This is a genomic window from Streptomyces marokkonensis (assembly GCF_008312835.1).
GTDB classification, from domain to species: Bacteria; Actinomycetota; Actinomycetes; order Streptomycetales; family Streptomycetaceae; genus Streptomyces; species Streptomyces marokkonensis_A.
On sequence record NZ_VSKS01000021.1, the window covers coordinates 1 to 21464 of the forward strand.

The window sequence follows — 21464 nt, forward strand, 5'->3', positions numbered from 1 at the left end:
AAGTCACCGGCCACCAGGGCGGAATTGTCCCAGGTCCAGGATCCGGTGCCGGAGTCCCAGGCCTTGACGGGTGCGTTGATGCCGGTGCCGGTGGAGGTGAAGGTCCACAGGGCCGAGTGCCCACGCCCGTCGGAGGTGTTGGGGTACCTGTAGAGGGCGCCGACGTCGGACTTGCCGTCACCGTTGAAGTCACCCGCCACCAGGGCGGAATTGTCCCAGGTCCACGAACCGTCGCCGGAATCCCACTTTCTGACCGGTGCGTTGATGCCGGTGCCGGTGGAGGTGAAGGTCCACAGGGCCGAGTGCCCACGCCCGTCGGAGGTGTTGGCGTACTTGTAGAGGACGCCTACGTCGGCGAGGCCGTCACCGTTGAAGTCACCCGCCACCGGGGCGGAACTGTCCCAGCTCCAAGATCCGGTGCCGGAGTCCCACACTTTGACCGGTGCTTTGAATCCGGTACCGGTGGAAGTGAAGGTCCACAGCGCGGTGTGGCCGCGTCCGTCGGAGGTGTTGGGGTACTTGTAGAGGACGCCTACGTCGGCGAGGCCGTCACCATTGAAGTCGCCGGACACCGTCTTGCTGCGGTTCCAGTCCCAGGAATCAGTGCCGGAGTCCCACGACTTCGCCGGCCCGTTGAAGCCGCTGCCGGTGGAGGTCTGCAGCCACAGGGCCGTGTGGTTGGTGCCGTCGGCGTTGGTCCCGTAGTTGTACAGGTACGCGACGTCGGACTTGCCGTCCCCGGTGTGGTCGGTGACGCGGGGGACGGCAACGGTGGAGGCCACCCAGCTGCTCAGGTCGTCGACACGGGTGTCGATGGCGCCGGTGCGGGTTTCGGCGGGATCGTTGCCGAGGCATCCGCCCTGCCAGGAGCGGGAGTTGACGGCGACGAGTTCGGTGGTGCCGTTGACGGTGCGCAGGGCGGGGCCGCCGGCGTCTCCCTTGCAGACGGTCGCACCGTCGGAGCCGTCGAGGTCCACTGTCGTGCTGGTGGTGGAGGCGACGGTGAACGTGCCGCTATGCAGCTTGTCGGGCACCCATTCGGTCTTGGTGCGTCCGAATCCCGCCTTCGTCAGCTCCTCGCCCGGGGCGGCGGGCGTCGTCGCCAGCCGCACGGGCTTGACGGTGGGATCGGTGATCCGGGTGGCGAGCCTGACCAGGACCAGGTCGCGGTCGGCGTGCGGGACGAGCCAGAGGGCCTGCTGGACGCTCCCGCTGGTCTGGGTCAGGTCGGTGCGGCCGACCGTGACGGTGGTGGTGACGGCGGGTCTTCCCGCGGAGAGCATGCCGTCCGCGGCGAAGCAGGTGGCCGCGGTCAGGACCCACTGCGGGTCGACGAGGGTGCCGGTGCAGGCGGACTGCTCACCGACGTTGACCTTCGCGACGTAGTTCAGCTGTGCCGGGGCGTCGACTCCGCCCAGCGCGGAGGCCGAGCCGGTCGCGGCCGGAACGGCGCCCAGTACGACGGGGGCTGCGAGCAGGGCAGCGGCTAACGCGGAGAGACGGTGACGTCTGGAGAGGTGCATGAGCGTGGATTCCTTAAGACATGAGGGCTGCGCGTCCGGTGGACGTCCGACCGCGTTGCGGTGAGCATGACAATGTTGACTGCGCTTACTTGGAGGTCCTGATCTCGACGAGCAGGTGCTCGCGGCCCTCTTCGTCCGCGGCCTCACCCACCGGCGTCCAGGCATTCTTGTTGAGGTCGAACGACTTCTCCTCGGCACCTACGGTCATGTCGACCTCGGTCGTGTAGTCGTTGCCCTTGATCGCGTAGACCGCCGGGATCTCCAAGGTCAGCCAGCCCGAGTCGCCCACCACCTTGAAGCAGATCTTGTCCGCCTTGTTCCGCGCCATGATCTCCAGAAGGCCGGCGCCACTCGCGCAGTCGGCCAGGGTGATGTGCCCGTCTCCGCGCTTGAGGACGATGTTCTTCTCGGCCAGGATCTTGTCCGCCAGCGGGTAGCTGAAGTCCTCCACCGCGTAACCGGGGGATTCCCCCGCGACCAGTGCGGTGGGGTTCGCCTCCTGTGACGCCCCGCCGGGGATGCTCGTGGCCGCCGTGATCCAGGCCAGGGCGCCGGCCACGGCCGCGCCCAGTGCGCGCAGCGCGATCCGCTTGCGCTGCGGCTTGACGGACATTCTGCTGTATTGCTTCATTGCGTCCCCAAGTTCGTGGCTGAAGGTCGGATGTTCGTCACCGGTCTCGGTTTTTCGGATGCACAGGAATGCCTTATCGGCATCGCTCTGCCGGGTGTGTTCCAACTCCTGCGGGAAGAAGCTCCCTTACGCCCCAAAGCGAGAAGTCCTCGCCCGGTGATCATCATCCTCTTCATCATGCAAACACGAAGCCACCCTCAGGTCGAGCGCGCAAAAACACGCATACCGTGGTAATCCCCATGCTTCACTCATGACCTCCGTCACACTAAATAAAGGTTGCGCGAAGTTCTGTGAAGCTCTTGTAAAGAAGATTCTGATGATCCATCAGGACGTGTGCCGATAGCACACGTTGAGGAATGTGACTACTTAATTGCCCCGCTCCATAGGACAGTTGTTGTGGCCCTGAACCACAAGTACTCCCGATTGCATACCACTTCACGTCCGTCGACATTCCACCTTTTGGGCGCACCGGAAACGCCCTGCCGGTGCGATCCGGCATGTCCTGTCACCAGCTCACACGAGGGCAACTCTTCGATGCGGACAATCTTCCGGAGCCGTCGCCGCTGCAGAGGGCGCGGCACCCGAACCGGTGCCGTTGCCGGACACCGAGCGCGCCAAGGTCGTCAGGGCGTGGCTGACTGCTGGCAAGGGCGTCAAGGCCGCCGCCGAGGCCCTTTACGGGTCGGACGCCGGCATCCAGGCCTTCCTCGCCGAGACGCCGGGTCATCGACGCCGACCAGTTCGAGCTGACGTCCTCGTTGCCGGAGACCGGCCCGCACGTCCGCTGCCTGGACACCGCAGACGCGGTGGCACGCTCTCGCGCCCCTGACCGGATCCTTCGAACGGGCCGGCGAGGGGCGTCGCGTTGCCGGGAAGGGGCTACAGCGGGAGCCGGCCCACACCGCCGAACTCGATCCACTCCTGCGTGAGCTGACGGGGCGCCACCTCCGTGTCCGGGCGCCAGGTGGACACCTCCACCAGGCCCGGCTCGAGGATCTCCAGCTCCTCGAAGTAGCTCTCGACGTCCTTCGGTTCGCGCACCCGGCCCCAGTGTCCCTGGGTCGCCTGGTCCATGAAGTCCGTGACGAACTCGCGCACCTCGGGATCCTCGCTGACCAGCTGGCACATCACCATGAAGCTGCCCGGCGCGAGCCGTTCGCGCACCCGGCGGGCCACGGCGAGCGGACCGTCGGTGTCGCTGTCGGGGATGCAGTGGAAGACCGAGTTGAACAGCACGCAGACCGGCTCGGAGAAGTCGATCAGCCGCTGGGTCTCGGGATGCTCGAAGATGCCGTCCGTCTCGCGCATGTCGGCCTGTATGACCACGGTGCGCTCGTCCTGCTCCAGCAGGGCACGGCCGTGGACCAGCACCATCGGGTCGTTGTCGACGTACACCACGTGCGTGCTCGGATCGATGCGCTGCGCGACCTGGTGGACGTTGTCCTGGGTGGGCAGACCGGAGCCGTGGTCCAGGTACTGCCGGATCCCGTACTCCTGGGTGAGCGTGCGGACCACCCGCTGGAGGAAGCGCCGGTTGTTCAGGGCCAGGCGGCGAGTGCTGGGCACCACCTTGTCGAGTTCCTCGGTCGCGGCGCGGTCCGCCGCGTAGTTGTCCTTGCCGCCCAGGTAGTAGTCGTACATGCGCGCGGCCGTCGGCACGGTTGCGTCGATCTCGGTGGACAGCTGCTTACCGGTGTGCATCGTTCCCCCTGCGGAGTGCCGCGCCAACTCGACTGGCTGGACAGGGAGTACATCCTAGGGAGCGCCATGCGGCCCGTGCCAGCCTGTCGGCGAATGAGGCCGCGGAGGAACGGTGTCCGGCTCCCCGGCGTCACTTTCGGTGTTCAGGTGAAAGCGACGCGTGAGTTTCTGGGGGTGTGGGCGGGGCACTCGCGGGGCGACGCCGTTGGTGCCGGCCGGCCCCCGCGGCCACCCGCCGCCGGGCGCGCTCGCCGCGCTGCGGGAGACGGCCTCGCACGCCCTCGGGGAAGCCGGATCCCCGCCGAGGCCTGCGCGAGCGCTTGTGCCCCGCTATCGTCGGTTTCGTCCCCACGGGACGTCCGTCGCCGACGGAGCAGCGGCCGGCCCATCGCTTCCCCGGGAGGCAGGCACCCATGGACGACTACTACGACCTCGGCCCCTACAGCCGGCCGGTGACGACGTCCTCCGCCGACGCCCAGGTCTGGTTCGACCGCGGACTGATGTGGACGTACGCCTTCCATCACGAGGAGGCGGTCGCCTGCTTCGAGAAGGCCGCCGAAGCCGACCCGGACTGCGCCATGGCGCACTGGGGCATCGCCTACGCTCTCGGACCCAACTACAACAAACCCTGGGAGGCCTTCGACGGCGACGAACTCGCCGACACCGTCGAACGCACCCACAGGGCGGTGGAGCGGGCGCACGCGAAGGCCGCGCACGCCACCCCCGTCGAGCAGGCCCTCGTCGAGGCACTGCGCGCCCGCTACCCCCAGGCCGAGGCCGTGGACGACTGCTCGGTGTGGAACGAGCCCTTCGCGGACCGGATGCTCGCCGTGTACGAGATCGCCCCCGGCGACCTCGACGTGGCCACGCTCTGCGCCGACGCCCTGATGAACCTCACCCCCTGGCAACTGTGGGACCTCAGGACCGGCCGGCCCGCCGACGGCGCCCGCACCCTGGAGGCCAAGGCGGTCCTCGACGGCGCGCTCGCCACCGAGGCCGGCGCCCGGCACCCCGGCGTCCTCCACCTGTACATCCACCTGATGGAGATGTCGCCCACCCCGGAGGCCGCCCTCACCGTCGCGGACCGCCTGCGCGGCGCCGTGCCCGACGCCGGGCACCTGCACCACATGCCCTCACACCTGGAGGTGCTGTGCGGCGACTACCGCCGGGTCGTCTCGGACAACACCGTCGCCGTCGCGGCCGACGAGAAGTACCTCCGGCGCGCGGGCGCCATGAACTTCTACACGCTCTACCGCGCCCACAACCACCACTTCCGGATCTACGGCGCCATGTTCGCCGGGCAGTCGGAGGTGGCCCTGGACGCCGCCGCACGGCTCGAGGCCGCCGTCCCCGAGAAGCTGCTCCGGGTACAGAGCCCGCCCATGGCCGACTGGCTCGAGGGGTTCCTGGCGATGCGCGTCCACGTCCTGATCCGCTTCGGGCGCTGGGACGACATCCTGGCGCTGCCGTTCCCCGACGACCCCGGACTCCACTGTGTGACCACCGCCATGCTCCACTACGCCCGCGGCGTCGCCCTCTCCGCGACCGGCGCCGTCGACAGGGCCGAGGCCGAACGGGAGGAGTTCCGCGCGGCGGTGCGGCGCGTCCCCGGGACCCGGATGCTGTTCAACAACACCTGCCACGACATCCTCGCCATCGCCTCGGAGATGCTGGACGGTGAACTCGCCTACCGCAAGGGCGAGTACGACAGCGCCTTCGCCGCGCTGGAGCGGTCCATCGCACTGGACGACAACCTGCCCTACGACGAGCCCTGGGGCTGGATGCAGCCCACCCGGCACGCCTACGGGGCGCTGCTCCTGGAGCAGGGCCGCGTCGCCGAAGCCGAGGCCGTCTACCGGGCGGACCTCGGCCTGGACGACACGCTGCCCAGGCCCCTGCAGCACCCCAACAACGTCTGGGCGCTGCACGGGTTCCACGAGTGCCTGCTGCGCACCGGTAAGACGGGCGAGGCCGCGATCGTCGCACCACAGCTCAGGCAGGCGGTCGCGGTGGCGGACGTCCCGATCGAGGCGTCCTGCTTCTGCCGCCTGGAGGCCCTTCAGCCGGAGGCCTCCGGCGACGGCCACCCCTGTCACTGAGGTCGGTGACGGGGCGGCCGGCGAGGAACCGCGGCGGTCCGGAGCGTGCCGTGGTCCTCAGCGGGACGCCACGACGGCCTGGAACGACTGCATGCAGGAGAAGCAGTGCCGGTCCGTCGTGTGACGCCGCGGGGACTCCTCCTCCTTCTCCACTCCGCACAGCGTCGACGTCTTGTCCGGGGTGAGGACATGCCACACCGGCTCCCCCGAAGTGTCTGCACCGCACCACATCTCGTGCATTCCCAGCTCCCTCCGGGTAGGCATGGAGGCCGCTTCCATACCAGCACGGCACGGACCCGGACGGCGCGCCCGGCGGGCCAGTCGGGTGACGCGCGGGGCCGGGATGCGTGTCCGCGGCACCGGCCGGATGCTGGAAGGGTGAGAAAGGCGCCGATCGTGGTACACCCGCCGCTCGGCTCGGGCGGCCGCCGGGTGACCGTGCGCGGTGAGATCGTCGGCCTCGCGGGCTCCGACCGGGACGTGGTGGAGTTCCTGCGGCGCGCGGGGCTGCCGGACGGCGAACGGCTGCTGGACGACCCGGCCTGGGTGAAGTGGGCCGGCGGCCGGGCCCACGTCTACGACGCGGCGTGACAGCTCCGCCGCGCACCACCGCCCCACGGTGACCGACCGGTGCGCCGTACGCACGGCGGTCACCGTCGGCGCCGACTCCGACGGTGACCGTGCCCGTCCGGGTACCCCCGCTCCTCCCCGGCATGCGCCACGCGCGGCGCATGCCGTCGCACGCCCGCGGCACGGCACACGAGACCGGTGACATTGCCGGTCCCCACCCGCCCCCTCCTCTCCGACAGTGGCACCGCCAGTCAATCGGCGGCGCCCCCGGCCGGGCACGGCCCCCATCCACGCCCTCATCCCGTGCCCCGGCCGGCCGGGCGGTTCGCCGCGACAGAGAGGACCACTCGTCGTGCAGCAGCACCCCCACACCCGCAGGCGCGGGACCGGCCGGTTCGCCGGGCTGGCCGCGGCCCTCGCCGCCGTCGTCGGCCTGACCACCCTCAGCGGCCCCGGCGCCCACGCGGCGGACAACCCCTACGAGCGCGGCCCGGCACCCACACAATCGAGCATCGAGGCACTGCGTGGCCCGTACGCCGTGTCGGACATCTCCGTCTCCCGGCTCTCCGTGACCGGCTTCGGCGGAGGCACGATCTACTACCCGACCAGCACCGCCGACGGCACCTTCGGCGCGATCGCCATCTCGCCGGGCTTCACCGCCTACGAGTCCTCCATCGCGTGGCTGGGCCCCCGCCTGGCCTCCCAGGGCTTCGTGGTCTTCACCATCGACACCAACACCACCCTCGACCAGCCCGACTCCCGCGGCGACCAGCTGCTGGACGCGCTCGACTACCTCACCCAGCGCAGCGCGGTCCGCGGCCGCATCGACAGCAGCCGGCTCGGTGTCATGGGCCACTCGATGGGCGGCGGCGGAAGCCTCGAAGCCGCCAAGGACCGGCCCTCGCTCCAGGCCGCCATCCCGCTCACGCCCTGGAACCTCGACAAGACCTGGCCCGAGGTCCGGACCCCCACCCTGATCTTCGGGGCCGACGGTGACTCGGTGGCCCCGGTCTCCAGCCACGCCGAACCCCTGTACACCGGCCTGCCGTCCTCCCTGGACCGGGCCTATCTGGAGCTGAACGGCGCCACCCACTTCACGCCCAACTCGTCGAACACGACGATCGCGAAGTACAGCATTTCCTGGCTGAAGCGGTTCATCGACAACGACACCCGCTACGAGCAGTTCCTGTGCCCGCTGCCGCGGCCGAGCCTGACGATCGAGGAGTCACGGGGCAACTGCCCGCACACCTCCTGAGTCCTGGGCTCCAGCCGAACGGTCACCCGGTGGCGGTCCGCACACGGTGCGGGCCGCCACCGGCGTTGTGCGTGTGCACCGCCGGGCACCGGCCGCCTTGGGCCGCGGCACACTCCACTCCCCGGGCGGTAGGGGAAGAACCGCTGGTGAACCGGCAGTTGAGCGTTCACCAAGGAGTGGACGCCTTCCTTCCACGTCACCTTACGCGCGAGTAAGGTCACGGGGATGACCGGACAGGCGACCTCCCGACGGCAGGTGATCTCCGCGCTGCTGGACGCGCTGTGCACCGACGGCGGCGTCCGCGTCGTGACCGGTGAACCCGGTTGCGGCCGCACGGCGTTCCTCGAACACGCCGCGCGCTCCTTCCGGGCCGGACCGGTGTGGCACGTACGCGCCGGCCCGGCCCCCGCCGCACGACGTCCGAGCGGCCTGCACACCCTGCTGCGCGCGGCCGGCCGCGACGCGCCCGTGCCCGGGGACGGCTCGGCGGGGGAGGCGCTGTTCGACGTCCTGCGCACGGCGGCCGCCACGTCACCGCTCCTGGTGTGCGTGGACGACGTGCACCGGTGGGACGCTCCGTCGCGCGCCGCCGTGGGGCAGGCCGCGGCGCGCGTGCACGCGGCGGGGGTCCGGGCGGGGCTGCTCCTGACGGTTCCCGGCCACCGTCCCGTCGACCGGGAGCTGGCGGCGCTGCCCCGGCTGCGGCTCGGCCCGCTCGGACCCGCGGACGCGGCGCGACTGGTCGACGACGCGACGGACGGCGCCGTTCATCCCGCCGTGCGCGAGGAACTGGTGACGGAGGCGGAGGGCAACCCCGCGCTGCTGCTGGCGCTCGTCCACCGGCTGTCCCCCGCCCAGCTGGGCGGACGGCGGGCGCTGCCCCGGCCGCTGGCCGACGGGGAGGCCCTGGCCGGTGTCGTCGGCGGATGCCCGGCCGGCGTACCGCCGCAGCAGGCCGGCCTGCTGCTGACGACGGCGGCGGCCGTACGGGCGACGGGGGAGCCGGACGCCGACGCTGACCTCGTCCGGCGAGCGGCCGGAGCGGGTGCCGCGGCCCCGTTGCCCGAGGTCCTGGCCCTGGCCGGGGGCCGGATCCGGTTCCACAGCGCACTGCTGGGGAGGGCGGTGTACGCCGGTGCGCCGCCCGAGCTGCGGCGCGCCGCCCACCGCGCACTGGCCGAGGCCCTGACCGACCCCCATGGCGTCCCCGCCCTGCTGCACCGCTCCTGGGCCGTCCCGGGCCCCGCCCCCGTCCTCGCGGCCGCGCTGGCGGCGGCGGCGACGGACCCGCCGTCCGCCCTCCCGCGGGGCCTGCGCCGCCGGGCGCTCACCCGGGCCGCCGATCTCGCGACGGACGCCACGGAACGGGCCCACCGGTACACCGCCGCCGCGGAGCAGGCCGTCCTCGCCGGTCAGCCGTCCGAGGCCCTGCGCCTGCTCGACGCCGCCCGGAGCCGCCCGGCACCGGCGTCCTCACGCGGCGGCGCGGAACTCCTGCGGGGCGCGGTGCTCCTGGCCGACGGGCCGGTGGACGACGCCCGTGAGTCCTTCCTGCTCGCCGCGGCCCTGCTGGCCCCCGCCGGCCGCGAGGCCGCCGCCACGGCGACCCTGGGCGCGGCGGACGCCGCCTGGTCCGCGGGCGATGCCGCATCCTGTCTGGAGGTCCTCGCCGCGGACACGGCCCCGGCCCTCACCGGCGCCACTGCCCGGCCCGTCCCCCTGCCGCGGCCCGCCGGCTCAGGCCGGGCGGGCTCCGGCGGGATCCGACGCGCCGACGCGCCGGACCCCGCCGGAGCCGCCGCACCGCGCGAGGCCACGCTCCACGACCACCGCGACGGGATGCGGGCCGTGCTGATGGGACGGTTCGACCGCGCCGCCGGACCGCTGCGGCGGGTCGTCGAGCGGGGGCTGTGCGGAGACGAGCCCGAACTGCTGCTGCGTTCCGCCGCCGCCGCGCTGATGCTCGGGGAGGTGACCGCCGCCCGCCGCGCCGGCGCACGGGCGCTCGCGGCGGCCCGGACCCTCGGATCCGCCTCCCTGGAACCGAGAGCGCTGGAGTACCTGGCGTACGCCGAACTGCGGGCCGGGCACCACCAGCTCGCCCGTACCCACGCCGAGGAGGGCCTGCGCACCGCCTCGCGGACCGGGCAGCGGAACACGGCCGCCCACCACCACGCCGTGCTGGCGCTCGCCGCGTCGATCGAGGGGGAGGGGGAGCTGGTCGCCGAGCACGCCGCGGCCGCCCTGCGCACCGCCCGCCGCCACGGACTGGCGCAGGCCGCGACGCTCGCCCAGTGGGCCGCGGCCCGCGCCGACCTGGGTGCCGGCCGCCCGGGTGACGCCGCGGACCGGCTGGGCCCGCTGGTCCGCCCCGGCTCGCGGCGCGGCCACTTCGCGGTGTGGATGCTCGCCGTCCCCTGCTTCGTGGAGGCCGCCGCGCTCGCCGGGCGGCCCGAGCACGCAGCGGCGGTGGTCGAGGACTTCGCCCTGTGGGCTTCCTGCGGAGCCGACCCGCAGGCCCCCGCCCAGCTGCTGCGCTGCCGTGCGCTGCTGGCCGCCCCGGAGGCGGCCGACGCCCTGTACCTGCGTGCCCTGGACCGTCACGAGGAGACGGCCGGTGACTTCGAGCGGGCGCGCACGGAACTGCTCTACGGCAAGTGGCTGCGGCGCCGGCGCCGGCTGCGCGAGGCACGGGCCCGGCTCGGGGAGGCGCTCATCGGCTTCGAACGCTGCGGCGCGCACCAGTGGGCCCGGCAGGCCGCCGCCGAGCTGCGCGCGGGGGGTGCGGCCCCGGTGGGCTCCGGGGCCGGGGACCTGTCCCGGCTGACCCCGCAGCAACTGCGGATCGCACGGTGCGTCGCCGAGGGCGCCACCAACCGGGAGGTGGCCCTGAGCCTGTCCGTGAGCACCCGCACCGTCGACTACCACCTGCGGAACGTGTTCGCCACCCTGGGTGTCCGTTCCCGGGTGGAGCTGGTCCGTCTGGTCGGGCAGGCGGAAAAGACCGGTGCACAGCTCTAGGGACCGACCGGACGGTATGCCATCCTTCGGGGCAGGACGAGTCCGGCGGCGGCCGGCCCACGGGCTCCCCGGCCGGCCCGGCGCCGGTGCGGGGGCCGCCGCACGGACACCGCCGGGAAGCCGACCCTGGGGGAGATGCGCGATGCAACACGCCGTACGGACACCTACCCTGCTTCGCCCCGGACCCGTGCCCGCACCGCGTCCGCGGACACCACGCGTGCGGTCGCTGATCGACGCCGACGCGCTGCGCGTGCTGCACCGGGCCGCCCGCGTGCTGCTGGACGACCTGCCCCAGCTCACGGACCGGCTGGTGGCCGCGCTGCAGGAGCAGGAACCCGCCTACCGGACCGCGGTGGACGGCGACGCCGCCGCCACCTGGCAGGAGGTGCACCGCTCGCTGCGGCACAGCATCACGTCCCTGCTCGACCCGCGGGGCGCCAGGGACGCGGCGCGCCGCTGCTCCTGGAAGATCGGTGCCACGCGCGCCGAACAGGGACTTCCGCTGGACGCGTTGCTGCACGCCTTCCGGCTGGGCGGCTCACTGGTGTGGCAGGGCCTGGTCGACGAGACGTCGCGGGCGGCCCCCGAGGACGTACGGCTGCTGGTGCACGTGGCGTCCGACGTGTGGGACTTCGTCGACGAGCACTGCACCCTCGTCGCGGACGCCTACCGGCAGACCGAGCGGCAGCTGGCGTGGCGGAGGGAGAACAGGGTGCGTCTGCTGGCCGCGGCGCTGCTGGACGGCACGAGCAGGATCGCCGACCTGCCCGAGGCGGCGCAGGCGCTGGACCTGCCGGAGCGCGGGCGGTACGTGGTCGTCGCGGCCGGCGGCGGCAGGCTCGCCGGTTGTCCCGGTGCCCAAGCGGTCCTGTCCCCGGGTGTGCGCGTGCACTGGCACACCGGTGTGGACGCCGATTACGGCATCGTTCCGGTGGAGGACGGCGAGGAGTCGATCGTGCCGGAGGAACAGGCACCCGGGACACGGGTGGGCGTCAGCAGCGCGGTCGACGGACTGGCGGCCGTGGGCCAGGCACGGCGACTGGCGGACACCGCGCTGAGTCTGTGCCCCGAGTCGGGCGGTACGGTCCGCCTGACCGAGCACCTGCCGGCGGCGCTGGTCGCCTCGAGCCCCGAACTCGGCGCCGCACTGGCCGAACGGCTCCTCGGCCCGCTCGACCGGCTCGAACCCGCCGACGCCGAGGTCCTGCTGGACACCCTGGCCACGTGGCTGGCCTGTGACGGCTCGGCCCAGCGGGCGAGCCGGCGCCTGTACTGCCACCGCAACACCGTCCTCAACCGCCTCCGCCGCTTCGAACAGCTCACGGGCCGCTCGCTCTCCCGCCCCACCGACCTCGTCGAGGTGAGCCTGGCCCTGACCGCCCACACCCTCCTGCGCCGCTGATCCCCGCGGGGCCGCGGGCGACCGCGCCTCCCCGGGGTCTGGGCACCCGCACAACCCCCGCCCGCCCCCGTTGGTACGCCGCAGCGAGCAGGCCCGGAAGGGTGTTCCGGCCGCTCCGGCCCGTGCTGTCGTGAGCTCCCCTTCCCCCGAAGCCGTCGCCGCCCTCGCGGTGCGGTCCCGAGGAGTCGTGATGCCCGAAGCACCACCGGACGGCCTGCCCGCGCTGCACGTCGAGAACGTCGACGTCACGTACGGGCGCGCGCTGTCCGCTCTCCGTTCCGTGTCCCTGACCGTGCCGTCCGGCGCCGTCGTGGCGCTGCTCGGCGCCAACGGCGCCGGCAAGACGACCCTGCTGCGGGCCGTGTCCGGCACGCTGCGCCTGCACCGCGGCGCGATCACGGCCGGCCGCATCCGCTACGGCGAGACGGTGCTCGACGGCAGGGACCCCGTCGCGGCGGTACGGGCCGGAGTCGTCCAGGTCCCCGAGGGACGTCGGGTCTTCGCCGGGCTCTCGGTCGACGAGAACCTCCGCTCCGGCGGACTCGGTCTCGGCCGGCGCGGACGCGCCCAGGTCCAGGAGGCCCGCGACCGGGTCTTCGCGCTCTTCCCCCGGCTCGCCGAACGCACCCACCAGGCCGCCGGACTGCTCTCCGGCGGCGAGCAGCAGATGCTCGCCATCGGCCGCGCCCTGATGGCCGCCCCGCGCCTGCTGCTCCTCGACGAGCCCTCCCTGGGCCTCGCGCCGCAGATGGTGGACCGGATCGCCGAGGTGATCCGCGAGATCAACGCCCAGGGCACCGCCGTACTCCTCGTCGAGCAGAACGCCGGCATGGCGCTCTCCCTCGCCGACCACGCGCACGTCCTGGAGGTCGGCGAGACCCGCCTGTCCGGCCCCGCCGGCGAACTCGCCCGCACCGACGCCGTACGCCGCCTCTACCTGGGCGAGTCCGCCGAGGACCAGGGGGCGGCGTGAACGACCGCACCACCACCGCACCGCCCGTGCTCGAGGTTCGGGACGTCACCGTCCGCTTCGCCGGCCTCACCGCCCTCGACGACGTCTCCTTCACCGTCACCCCCGGCTCGGTGCACGCGCTCATCGGCCCCAACGGCGCCGGCAAGTCCACCTGCTTCAACGTGCTGTCCGGCCTGTGCCGTCCCGCCGCCGGAACGGTGACCCTCGGCGACACCGAGCTGACCCGGCTCGCCCCGCACCGCATCGCCGCGCTCGGCGTGGCCCGCACCTTCCAGAACATCGTCACCACCCACGGCACGGTCGCCGACAACCTCATGCTCGGCCGCCACGCCCTGTCCCGCGCCGGTTTCGCCGCCAGCGCGCTGCGCCTGCCGAGTGCCCGGCGCGAGCAGCGCGACCACCTCGACCGCGCCCGGGAGATCGCCGCACTCACCGGCCTCGCACGCCACTTCGACAGCCCCGTCGCCCTGCTGTCGTACGGCGACCGCAAGCGCGTCGAACTCGCCCGCGCCCTCTGCCTGGAGCCCCGCGTGCTGCTTCTCGACGAACCCGTGGCCGGCATGAACGCAGCCGAACGCGCCCGCACCGCAGAGGTCGTGGGCGAACTGCGCGCCGAACTCGGCCTGTCCATCGTCCTCGTCGAGCACGACATGGGCCTCGTCATGCGCCTCGCCGACGACGTCACCGTGCTCGACTTCGGCCGTCCCATCGCCCACGGCACCCCCGACGAGGTCCGGCAGGACCCCGAGGTGCTGCGCGCCTACCTCGGAACCGACGCACCAGGGGAGGACGCGGCATGACCGGGTTTCTCGACAACGTCCTCGGCGGACTGGCACTCGGCGCGGTCTACGCGCTGGTCGCGCTCGGCTTCGTCGTCATCTTCAAGGCCTCGGGCGTCCTCAACTTCGCCCACGGCTCCCTGCTCCTGTTCGGCGGCTACCTCATCGCCGTCCTCCACGACGACCTCGGCTTCGCCGGGGCGCTCGCGCTGGCGGTCCTCACCACGGCCGCCCTGGCCGGCGCGCTCGACCGCTTCCTGCTGCAACGCGGCGGCCAGGACGCCCACTCCGCGCACGTGCAGACCATCGTCACCATCGGCATCGACATCGTCCTGCTCACCGACCTGGCCCGGCGCATCGGCGGCGACCTGCTCTCGCTCGGCGACCCCTGGGGCGACGCGGTGACCGAGCTGGGTCCGCTGACCGTCGCGGACAGCCGGCTCGCCGCGATCGTGGTGTCGGCCGTGGTCATCGGCGGAGTCTTCGCCCTGTTCCGGTTCACCTCCTGGGGGCTGTCCCTGCGGGCGGCGGCCGAGGACCTGGAGGCCGCCGCGCTCATGGGCGTCCGGCTCGGCCGGGTCCGCGCGGGCGCCTGGTGCCTGGCGGGCGCGCTCGCGGCGCTGGCCGCCGTGTTCCTCGCCGCCTTCCCCGCGCCGGGCCTCGAACGCACCACCGGCCAGATCGCGCTCAACGCCTTCCCGGCCGCCATCCTCGGCGGGCTCGCCTCCCCGGCCGGCGCCCTCGCGGGCAGCCTCATCATCGGCCTGACCGAGGCGCTCGTCGTCGGCTACCAGTCCGAACTGCACGTCCTCGGCGAGGGATTCGGCGACGTGGCCCCGTACGCGGTGATGCTGCTGGTGCTCCTCGTCCGGCCCACCGGGCTGTTCGGCGCGAAGGGAGCGGCCCGTGTCTGAACGACTCCTCGGGGCCCTGACCCGCCGGCGGGCCCGGCTCCTGCTGCTCGCCGCCGTCCTGTGCCTGCCGCCGTTCTACCTGGACGCCTTCTGGCTGCGCATCGGCCTGTTCTCCATGGCCGCGGCCATCGGAGCCGTCGGCCTCGCCCTGCTCAGCGGCACCGCGGGACAGCTCTCCCTCGGTCACGCCTTCTTCCTCGCCGTCGGCGCCTACGGGTACGCCTGGCTGGCGGGCGAACCCGGGCCGGGACTGCCGCCCGCCCTCGCCGCGCTCCTCGCGGTGCTGCTCGCCGGAGCGGCGGGCGGGGTGTTCAGTCCCGTCGCCGCCCGGGTCAAGGGCATCTACCTCGGCATCGCGACGCTCGCCCTGGTCTTCCTCGGCCACCACGTCCTGCTGACCGCCGACTCCGTCACCGGCGGCTTCAACGGCCGCTCCGTGCCCCCGCTGAGCCTCGGCGGGTTCACCTTCGCGGAGAGCGACCCCGAACTGACCGTTCTGGGCGTCCCGTTCGGCGCGGAGGAACGGCTGTGGTTCCTGGGTCTGGCCCTGTTCGCGTTCACCTGGTTCTCCTCCCGCGGCCTGCTGCGCGGACGACCCGGCCGGGCGCTGGCCGCCCTGCGCGACAGCGAGACCGCGGCCGCCGTGATGGGCGTCGACGTCGCCCGGCACCGCTCCGCGGCCTTCGTGGTCTCGTCGATGTACGCCGGCCTCGCGGGAGTGCTCCTGGCGCTCGCCTTCCGCCGCGTCGTCCCGGACTACTTCTCCCTCGCCCTCTCCGTCGACTACCTCGCCATGATCGTCATCGGCGGACTCGGTTCCGTCGCCGGAGCCACCGCCGGCGCCGTGTTCGTCACCGCGCTCCCGCTGCTGATGACCCGCTACGCCGACCAGCTCCCGCTGGTGACCGCCCCCGGCTCCACCGAGGGCACCGTGGGCCCCACCGAGGCGGCCCGCTACCTCTACGGCGCCGCCATCGTCCTCGTCCTGCTGTACGCACCCGACGGCCTGCACGGCCTGGCCCGCCGGGCCCGGGACCGCCTGCGGCGCCGCCGAACGCCCACCCCCGCCCCGGACACCACCGTCCCCACGCCCCCGCAACCGGCCGCAGCCGCACGACCCAAGGAGCACACCCCGTGAACACCTCGCACCGCACCCGCCGCGACCGGCACCGCACCGCCGGGACCGTCCTCGCCGGCGCCCTCGCCCTGCTGCTCGCGGCCACCGGATGCAGTTCCAAGGCGGAGGGCGGCGACAAGGGCGGCGAGGCCGCCGACGGCGTCCGCACCGGGCCCGGCGTCGGCGCCGACACCATCAAGCTGGGCGCGCTCACGGACCTGACCGGCCCCTACGCCACCCTCGGCAAGAGCATCGTGCAGGCGCAGCAGATGTGGGCCGACGAGGTCAACGCCGACGGCGGCATCTGCGACCGCAAGGTCGAGATCGTCGTCAAGGACCACGGCTACGACGTGCAGAAGGCGGTCACCGCCTACGCCGACATCGCCCCCGATGTCGTGGCCCTGCCCCAGGTCATCGGCTCCCCGGTGGTCGCGGCGCTGCTCGACGACCTCGAACGCGACAAGATGCTCACCTTCCCGCAGGCCTGGGCGGCCTCCCTGCTCGGCAAGGACGCCATCCAGGTGCTGGGCACCACCTACGACGTCGACATGATCGCCGCGGTGGAGTTCCTCACCCGCACCAAGGGCCTGAAGAAGGGCGACACCATCGGCCACGTCTACTTCGAGGGCGACTACGGGGCCAACGCGCTGGAGGGCTCCACCTGGGCGGCCGGGAAGGCCGGCCTGAAGGTGGCCGGACAGAAGATCAAGGCGACGGACACCGACCTGTCCGCCCAGGTCTCGGCGCTGCGCAAGGAGGGTGTGAAGGCCATCCTGATCAGCGCCGGACCCGCGCAGACGGCGTCCCTCGTCGGCGTCGCGGCCTCCCGCGGCCTGAAGGTCCCCGTCGTCAGCAGCGCCCCCGGCTTCGCGCCCCAGCTGATGAAGACCCCCGCCGCGCCGGCCCTGGCGGCGATGCTGAACGTGGTGAGCGCCGCCCCCGCGGTCAGCTCCGACCTGCCCGGCGTGCAGCGCATGGTCGCGTCGTACCAGAAGAAGTACCCGGACTCGCCGGTCGACTCCGGCGTGCTGTCCGGCTACAACGCCGCCCAGCTCATGGGCGCCGACCTGAAGAAGGCCTGTGAGGGAGGCGGCCTCACCCGAGAGGACGTCGTCAAGGCGCACCGCTCCCAGGCGAACGCCGACACCGGTCTCGGCACCCCGCAGAACTTCTCCGACGTCGACCGCCCCGCCGGCGTCAAGACGTACGTGCTCAAGCCCGACGCCAAGGCGGTCGGCGGCGTGGTGAACGCGGAGGAGGCGCACGAGGCTCCGGGAGTGGAGGACTACCTGTCCGCGCGGTGACGGACGGCCCCGCGCCCCGGCGTACCCCTGGGGGAGGGGACGCCGGGGTCAGCCGGCGGCCGCCTCCGGGTCGCGGTCGGACGGCGGCCAGACGTACGGCAGGTCGTCCGGCTCCCCGGGGAAGAGCTCCCCGTAGACCTCCGGGTCCTTGCGGATGAGCGCCGAGCGGTGGCTGCGGTGCAGCGCGTCGTCCCCGAGCCAGGGCGGCAGCTCGCCGGCCGCGGCCAGCTCCCGCTGACCGCGCACCGGGGCGCCGGGCCGGACGCCCGCGAGGTCGGCGACGAGGGTGGCGGCGCAGCTGTCCTGGTGGCCCCGGTCGCGCCAGACCCGGCAGACCTCCAGGCCGTACCGCACCAGCGCCTCCTCGTAGCCGGTCCACATGCGCACGGCGGGATGGCGGCGCCACCCGTAGCCCGGCACGATCAGGCCGCGCAGCACCTGGAGTGCCTCCACCCGCTGCTTGCCGAGCCGGCGCCGGTCGAGCACCAGCGCCGACTCGTGGAAACCGGGGTACGGCATGAAGGTCTGCATACGACCGTCCGGGAGGCGGGGGACCGCCGCGCCTCGCCGCGCGGCTCACCGCACCGCAGTTCCCCTTCCCCGGCGGCGCACACCTCGTGGCGGCTGTGGAGCTCAGCCCATCGTGCCGAGCCGCGCCTCGCGCCACAGGTCGACGCCGCCCTCGGTGGCGTACCGGTCGATCTCGGCCAGTTCCCCGGCGGTGAAGTCGAGGTTCTCCAGCGCGGCCACGTTCTGCTCCAGCTGCTCGGTGCGGGAGGCGCCCATGACCAGGGAGGTGACCCGCCGGTCCCGCAGGGCCCAGGCCAGCGCCATCTGCGCGAGGCTCTGCCCGCGCCGGGCCGCGATGTCGTTCAGGGCGCGCAGCCGGTGCAGCATGTCCTCGGTCAGCCACGCGGTGTCGAACGACGTGCCCGCCGCCGCCCGGGAGTCCTGCGGTACGCCGTCGAGGTAGCGCCCGGTCAGCAGTCCCTGCGCGAGTGCCGTGAAGCCGATGATCCCGAAGCCCTCCTCCTGGGCCACGTCCAGCAGGCCGTCCGTCTCGATCCAGCGGTTCAGCATGTTGTACGACGGCTGGTGGATCAGCAGCGGAGTGCCGAGGTCGCGGAGGACGGCCACGGCCTCGCGGGTGCGCTCGGCGTCGTAGGAGGAGATGCCGACGTAGAGCGCCTTGCCCTGACGGACGGCGGTGTCCAGGGCGCCCATCGTCTCCTCGAGGGGAGTGGTCGCGTCGAGCCGGTGCGAGTAGAAGATGTCGACGTAGTCCAGCCCCATGCGTTTCAGGGACTGGTCGAGCGAGGCCAGCATGTACTTGCGGGAGCCGCCGCCCTGGCCGTAGGGGCCGGGCCACATGTCCCAGCCGGCCTTGGTGGAGACCACCAGCTCGTCCCGGTACGGCCCGAGGTCCCGCCTCATCAGCCGGCCGAAGTTGATCTCGGCGGCGCCGTAGGGCGGGCCGTAGTTGTTCGCCAGGTCGTGGTGGGTGATGCCCAGGTCGAAGGCGCGCAGGGCGATCTCGCGCTGGGTCGCGAAGGACCGGTCGTCGCCGAAGTTGTGCCAGTAGCCCAGGGACAGCAGGGGAAGGTCGAGCCCCGAGCGGCCGGTGCGCCGGTAGCGCATGGTGCCGTCGTAGCGCTCGGGACGGGCGATGTGGTTCATCGTGCGGACTCCGGTGGTGCGGTGGGGTGATCCGTGGCATCGTGTGTGCACTTCTGCCCCACAGTGCCCCCGGGTGATCAGGAAGTCCAACAGGTCCGTCCACGGCGTGCAGCGGTACCGCTCCTCGCTCGGTCGGCCGGAATGAGGGATTGGCGGCCGTGCCGGTGGGGCAGGTACGCCAGGTGTGTCATGTGCACGACTACCTTCCCCCCCCACATGGAGGTCGACCATGCACGTCCGCAGGATGACCGGCGGTCTGGCCGCGGTCGTCACGATGTCCCTCGCCCTGCTGGGCGGCCAGGCCACGGCCGCGCCGTCCGACGAGACCGCGCGACCGGTCGCCGCCCGGGTGCTCACCTATGACGCGAGCGGCTCCGCGGAGTTCCGCTCCGCGGTCGACCGGGGCGCGGCGATCTGGAACGAGAGCGTCGACGCCGTGGAACTGCGCCCGGTGGCGTCCGGACAGCGCGCCAACATCCGGGTCCTGGCGGACAACGGCTGGCCGCGGGCACTGCCCGGCTCCCTGGGCAACGGCACCGTCTACATCGGCCGCCAGGCCGTGAACCAGGGCTACAACACGGTCCGCATCTCGTCCCACGAGCTCGGTCACATCCTGGGCCTGCCCGACCGCAAGCCCGGGCCCTGCTCCAGCCTGATGTCCGGTTCCACCGCGGGTGTGGCGTGCACGAACCCGTATCCGAACGCGGCGGAGAAGGCGGAGGTCGAGGACAACTTCGCTCGGACGGCCGCCGGGCAGCCGGCAGCGGCCCCGCAAGCCGCCCTGATCGGGGACTGACGGACCGCCCGACGCCCGCAGGGATGCTTCCCGCCCCAGCGTTCATGTGACTGATGTGCATGCTGAGGCGAATACCGCTAGGGTTGGGGCACGTCACGGCGCCGGGGCAACCCGCAGCCCGACGGTGCGTTGGTGGTCCAAGGAAAGACGCCCCGCTTCCTGCGGGGAGATGCAGGTGCAAGGCCTGCCCGGCGCTCTCTCAAGAGCCCCGTCCCGAAGCATTGGGACGGGGCTCTTCGCGTCGCGGGCGGCTCAGCGCCGCGCCGGCACGGCCCAGCAGTTGGAACCCGTCGGCCTGCCCTCGAGCCGGTCGGTCAGCCACTCCACCGCGTCGCCCTGGTCGGTCAGGAGCGGCGCCAGGTGGTTGGTGAGGATCTTGTCGCCGAGGTTGGGCAGCAGGACGGCCTTGTAGGTGACGTCGCCGCCCCTGGCGCACCAGTCCACGGCCAGTTGGCGTGCCTGCTCGTGCGGGACGATGTCGTCCTGGACGCCGGTGACCAGCCGGACCGGCCCGGTGGGCTTCATCGTGCCGAGGCGCTGCTTCTCCAGGACGGCCCGGGCGGCGGGCTCGGCGGCGATGATCTCGGCCATGGACTTCCCGCTCGTCGTCCACTTGGTGCTCTTGGTGAAGCCGTGGCCGAGGATCGCGTCCCCGACGCAGGCGGTGGAGATGTCCTTCAGCGCCTCGCGTCCGGTGGCGTTGATGTTCGCGTCGACGACCCTGCGCAGTTCGGGCTCGGCCTGGGAGAAACCGTTGATCGACCACCCCAGCGCGCCGGCCAGCGCGCTTCCGTCGATGCCCTTCATGACCGCCGCCAGGTCGGCGGGCGGCGCACCGCTGTAGGTGCCGACGAGTCGTACGTCGGGCGCGTAGGACCGCTGGAGTTCGGCCGCGGAGGCACTGGCCCCGCCGCCCTGGCTGTATCCGTACATGGCCACACGGGAGGCGTCGGTGACCGAGGCGCCCGGCACGGACCGCGCGACGCGGGCGGCGTCCAGCATGGCGTGTCCCTCGTCGAGGCGGTTGACGTACGTGTGCAGCCGGTCCGTCGCGCCGAGACCGGCGTAGTCGGTCACGACCACGGCCGCGCCGGTGGCGAGGAGCCGGTAGACCGCCAGCGTCTCGTACCCGAACGACACGGTCCGGCCGTTGAGCGTCAGGGGGTTCTGCAGGGCGAGCGAGGGCGCGCACTGGTCGCCCTGGCCCATGGTTCCGGAGCCGACGACCACCAGGGGCCGGGGGCCGTCGCCCTTCCAGGTGGCGGAGGGCTCGATGTAGGCGCCGGTGACGGCCACCGGCTGCCCGGCCGCGTCCGTGGAGGTGTACATCAGCCGGGTCGCCGTGCCCGGCAGGGTGCGGCCGTCCAGGCCGGGCAGGCTCAGTCCGAGGCGCAGCGGCTCGTGCCGGACCAGGACGCCGTTGCCCGCGGGCAGTGCGGCGGGCGGGGTGTAGAAGGCGGGGATGGTGACGCCCCGCGAGACCACGGGGTCGGTCGCGGCGGCGGGCGGCGCGGACACGCACACACAGGCCGTTGTGGCGACCACGGTGGTCAGCACGCTGCTGATACGGCTCACGGCTCACTCCTCGCTCTGCTCCGGAAGGTGAAACGTGAAACTAACAGCGCTCACTTACCGTCGGTAACCCATGAGTAAGTTACGGCACGGTAACTTTTGCGGGCGGCACGGGGAGCGGGCCCCGCCG

19 protein-coding genes are annotated in these 21464 nt (G+C 72.8%); 12 read left to right on the forward strand and 7 right to left on the reverse strand.

Features of this window, described 5'->3' with window-relative positions:
- Both F1615_RS35770 and F1615_RS28715 read right to left on the reverse strand, forming a co-directional pair.
- A partial coding sequence (locus F1615_RS35770) for a trypsin-like serine protease (RefSeq protein WP_167533886.1) occupies positions 1–1523 on the reverse strand: 1523 nt, incomplete at its 3' end.
- Positions 1524–1608: 85 nt separating this feature from the next.
- Positions 1609–2136 (reverse strand): hypothetical protein, encoded by a 528-nt coding sequence (locus F1615_RS28715; protein ID WP_208818430.1) that lies wholly within the window; start codon positions 2134–2136, stop codon positions 1609–1611.
- A 607-nt stretch (positions 2137–2743) separates the two neighbouring features.
- On the opposite strand from F1615_RS28715, the gene F1615_RS28720 reads away from it, so the two are divergent.
- Positions 2744–2983, forward strand: a complete 240-nt coding sequence (locus tag F1615_RS28720; RefSeq protein WP_208818431.1) for an ALF repeat-containing protein — start codon at positions 2744–2746, stop codon at positions 2981–2983.
- Positions 2984–3033: 50 nt separating this feature from the next.
- On the opposite strand, the gene F1615_RS28725 is transcribed toward F1615_RS28720, so the two are convergent.
- Positions 3034–3855 (reverse strand): SAM-dependent methyltransferase, encoded by an 822-nt coding sequence (locus F1615_RS28725; RefSeq protein ID WP_149551966.1) that lies wholly within the window; start codon positions 3853–3855, stop codon positions 3034–3036.
- 413 nt (positions 3856–4268) lie between these two features.
- Between F1615_RS28725 and F1615_RS28730 the strand changes: the two genes are divergently transcribed.
- Positions 4269–5954, forward strand: a complete 1686-nt coding sequence (locus F1615_RS28730) for a hypothetical protein (protein ID WP_149551967.1) — start codon at positions 4269–4271, stop codon at positions 5952–5954.
- Positions 5955–6011: 57 nt separating this feature from the next.
- Here the strand turns inward: F1615_RS28730 and F1615_RS28735 are convergent, their stop codons facing one another.
- Positions 6012–6194 (reverse strand): hypothetical protein, encoded by a 183-nt coding sequence (locus tag F1615_RS28735; RefSeq protein ID WP_244328886.1) that lies wholly within the window; start codon positions 6192–6194, stop codon positions 6012–6014.
- 156 nt (positions 6195–6350) lie between these two features.
- Here F1615_RS28735 and F1615_RS28740 point away from each other — a divergent pair, with 156 nt between their 5' ends.
- From F1615_RS28740 to F1615_RS28780, 9 genes are all read left to right on the forward strand, one after another.
- Entirely contained in the window at positions 6351–6545 is a 195-nt protein-coding gene (locus F1615_RS28740; protein ID WP_149551969.1) for a hypothetical protein, read from the forward strand.
- A 331-nt stretch (positions 6546–6876) separates the two neighbouring features.
- Entirely contained in the window at positions 6877–7779 is a 903-nt protein-coding gene (locus tag F1615_RS28745) for an alpha/beta hydrolase (protein ID WP_149551970.1), read from the forward strand.
- A 225-nt stretch (positions 7780–8004) separates the two neighbouring features.
- Positions 8005–10800 carry a helix-turn-helix transcriptional regulator gene (locus F1615_RS28750; protein WP_149551971.1) on the forward strand — a complete coding sequence of 932 codons (2796 nt, stop codon included), beginning with the start codon at positions 8005–8007 and terminating at the stop codon, positions 10798–10800.
- A 142-nt stretch (positions 10801–10942) separates the two neighbouring features.
- On the forward strand, positions 10943–12202 hold the full coding sequence (locus F1615_RS28755; protein ID WP_149551972.1) for a helix-turn-helix domain-containing protein: 1260 nt from the start codon (positions 10943–10945) through the stop codon (positions 12200–12202).
- 190 nt (positions 12203–12392) lie between these two features.
- Positions 12393–13175, forward strand: coding sequence for an ABC transporter ATP-binding protein (locus F1615_RS28760; RefSeq protein WP_149551973.1), 783 nt, complete (start codon positions 12393–12395; stop codon positions 13173–13175).
- A complete protein-coding gene (locus tag F1615_RS28765; RefSeq protein ID WP_149551974.1) occupies positions 13172–13975 on the forward strand; it encodes an ABC transporter ATP-binding protein in 804 nt (267 codons plus the stop codon). Before F1615_RS28760 ends, F1615_RS28765 begins: the two co-directional genes overlap by 4 nt.
- Positions 13972–14868, forward strand: a complete 897-nt coding sequence (locus F1615_RS28770; RefSeq protein WP_149551975.1) for a branched-chain amino acid ABC transporter permease — start codon at positions 13972–13974, stop codon at positions 14866–14868. The genes F1615_RS28765 and F1615_RS28770 overlap by 4 nt, the downstream gene beginning before the upstream one ends.
- Complete coding sequence (locus tag F1615_RS28775; protein WP_149551976.1) at positions 14861–16006, forward strand: branched-chain amino acid ABC transporter permease; 1146 nt, start codon at positions 14861–14863, stop codon at positions 16004–16006. Before F1615_RS28770 ends, F1615_RS28775 begins: the two co-directional genes overlap by 8 nt.
- Complete coding sequence (locus F1615_RS28780; RefSeq protein ID WP_149551977.1) at positions 16003–17289, forward strand: ABC transporter substrate-binding protein; 1287 nt, start codon at positions 16003–16005, stop codon at positions 17287–17289. Before F1615_RS28775 ends, F1615_RS28780 begins: the two co-directional genes overlap by 4 nt.
- Before the next feature lie 48 nt (positions 17290–17337).
- On the opposite strand, the gene F1615_RS28785 is transcribed toward F1615_RS28780, so the two are convergent.
- Together F1615_RS28785 and mgrA are read right to left on the reverse strand one after the other, a co-directional pair.
- The gene (locus tag F1615_RS28785; protein ID WP_149551978.1) at positions 17338–17820 is read right to left on the reverse strand and encodes an MSMEG_6728 family protein; all 483 of its coding nucleotides are present in this window, start codon (positions 17818–17820) and stop codon (positions 17338–17340) included.
- Between the two features lie 102 nt (positions 17821–17922).
- Positions 17923–18966, reverse strand: a complete 1044-nt coding sequence (gene mgrA / locus F1615_RS28790) for an L-glyceraldehyde 3-phosphate reductase (protein WP_149551979.1) — start codon at positions 18964–18966, stop codon at positions 17923–17925.
- Positions 18967–19195: 229 nt separating this feature from the next.
- Here mgrA and F1615_RS28795 point away from each other — a divergent pair, with 229 nt between their 5' ends.
- A complete protein-coding gene (locus F1615_RS28795; protein ID WP_149551980.1) occupies positions 19196–19762 on the forward strand; it encodes a snapalysin family zinc-dependent metalloprotease in 567 nt (188 codons plus the stop codon).
- Between the two features lie 252 nt (positions 19763–20014).
- On the opposite strand, the gene F1615_RS28800 is transcribed toward F1615_RS28795, so the two are convergent.
- The gene (locus F1615_RS28800; RefSeq protein WP_149551981.1) at positions 20015–21337 is read right to left on the reverse strand and encodes a lipase family protein; all 1323 of its coding nucleotides are present in this window, start codon (positions 21335–21337) and stop codon (positions 20015–20017) included.
- Between the last annotated feature and the right edge of the window lie 127 nt (positions 21338–21464).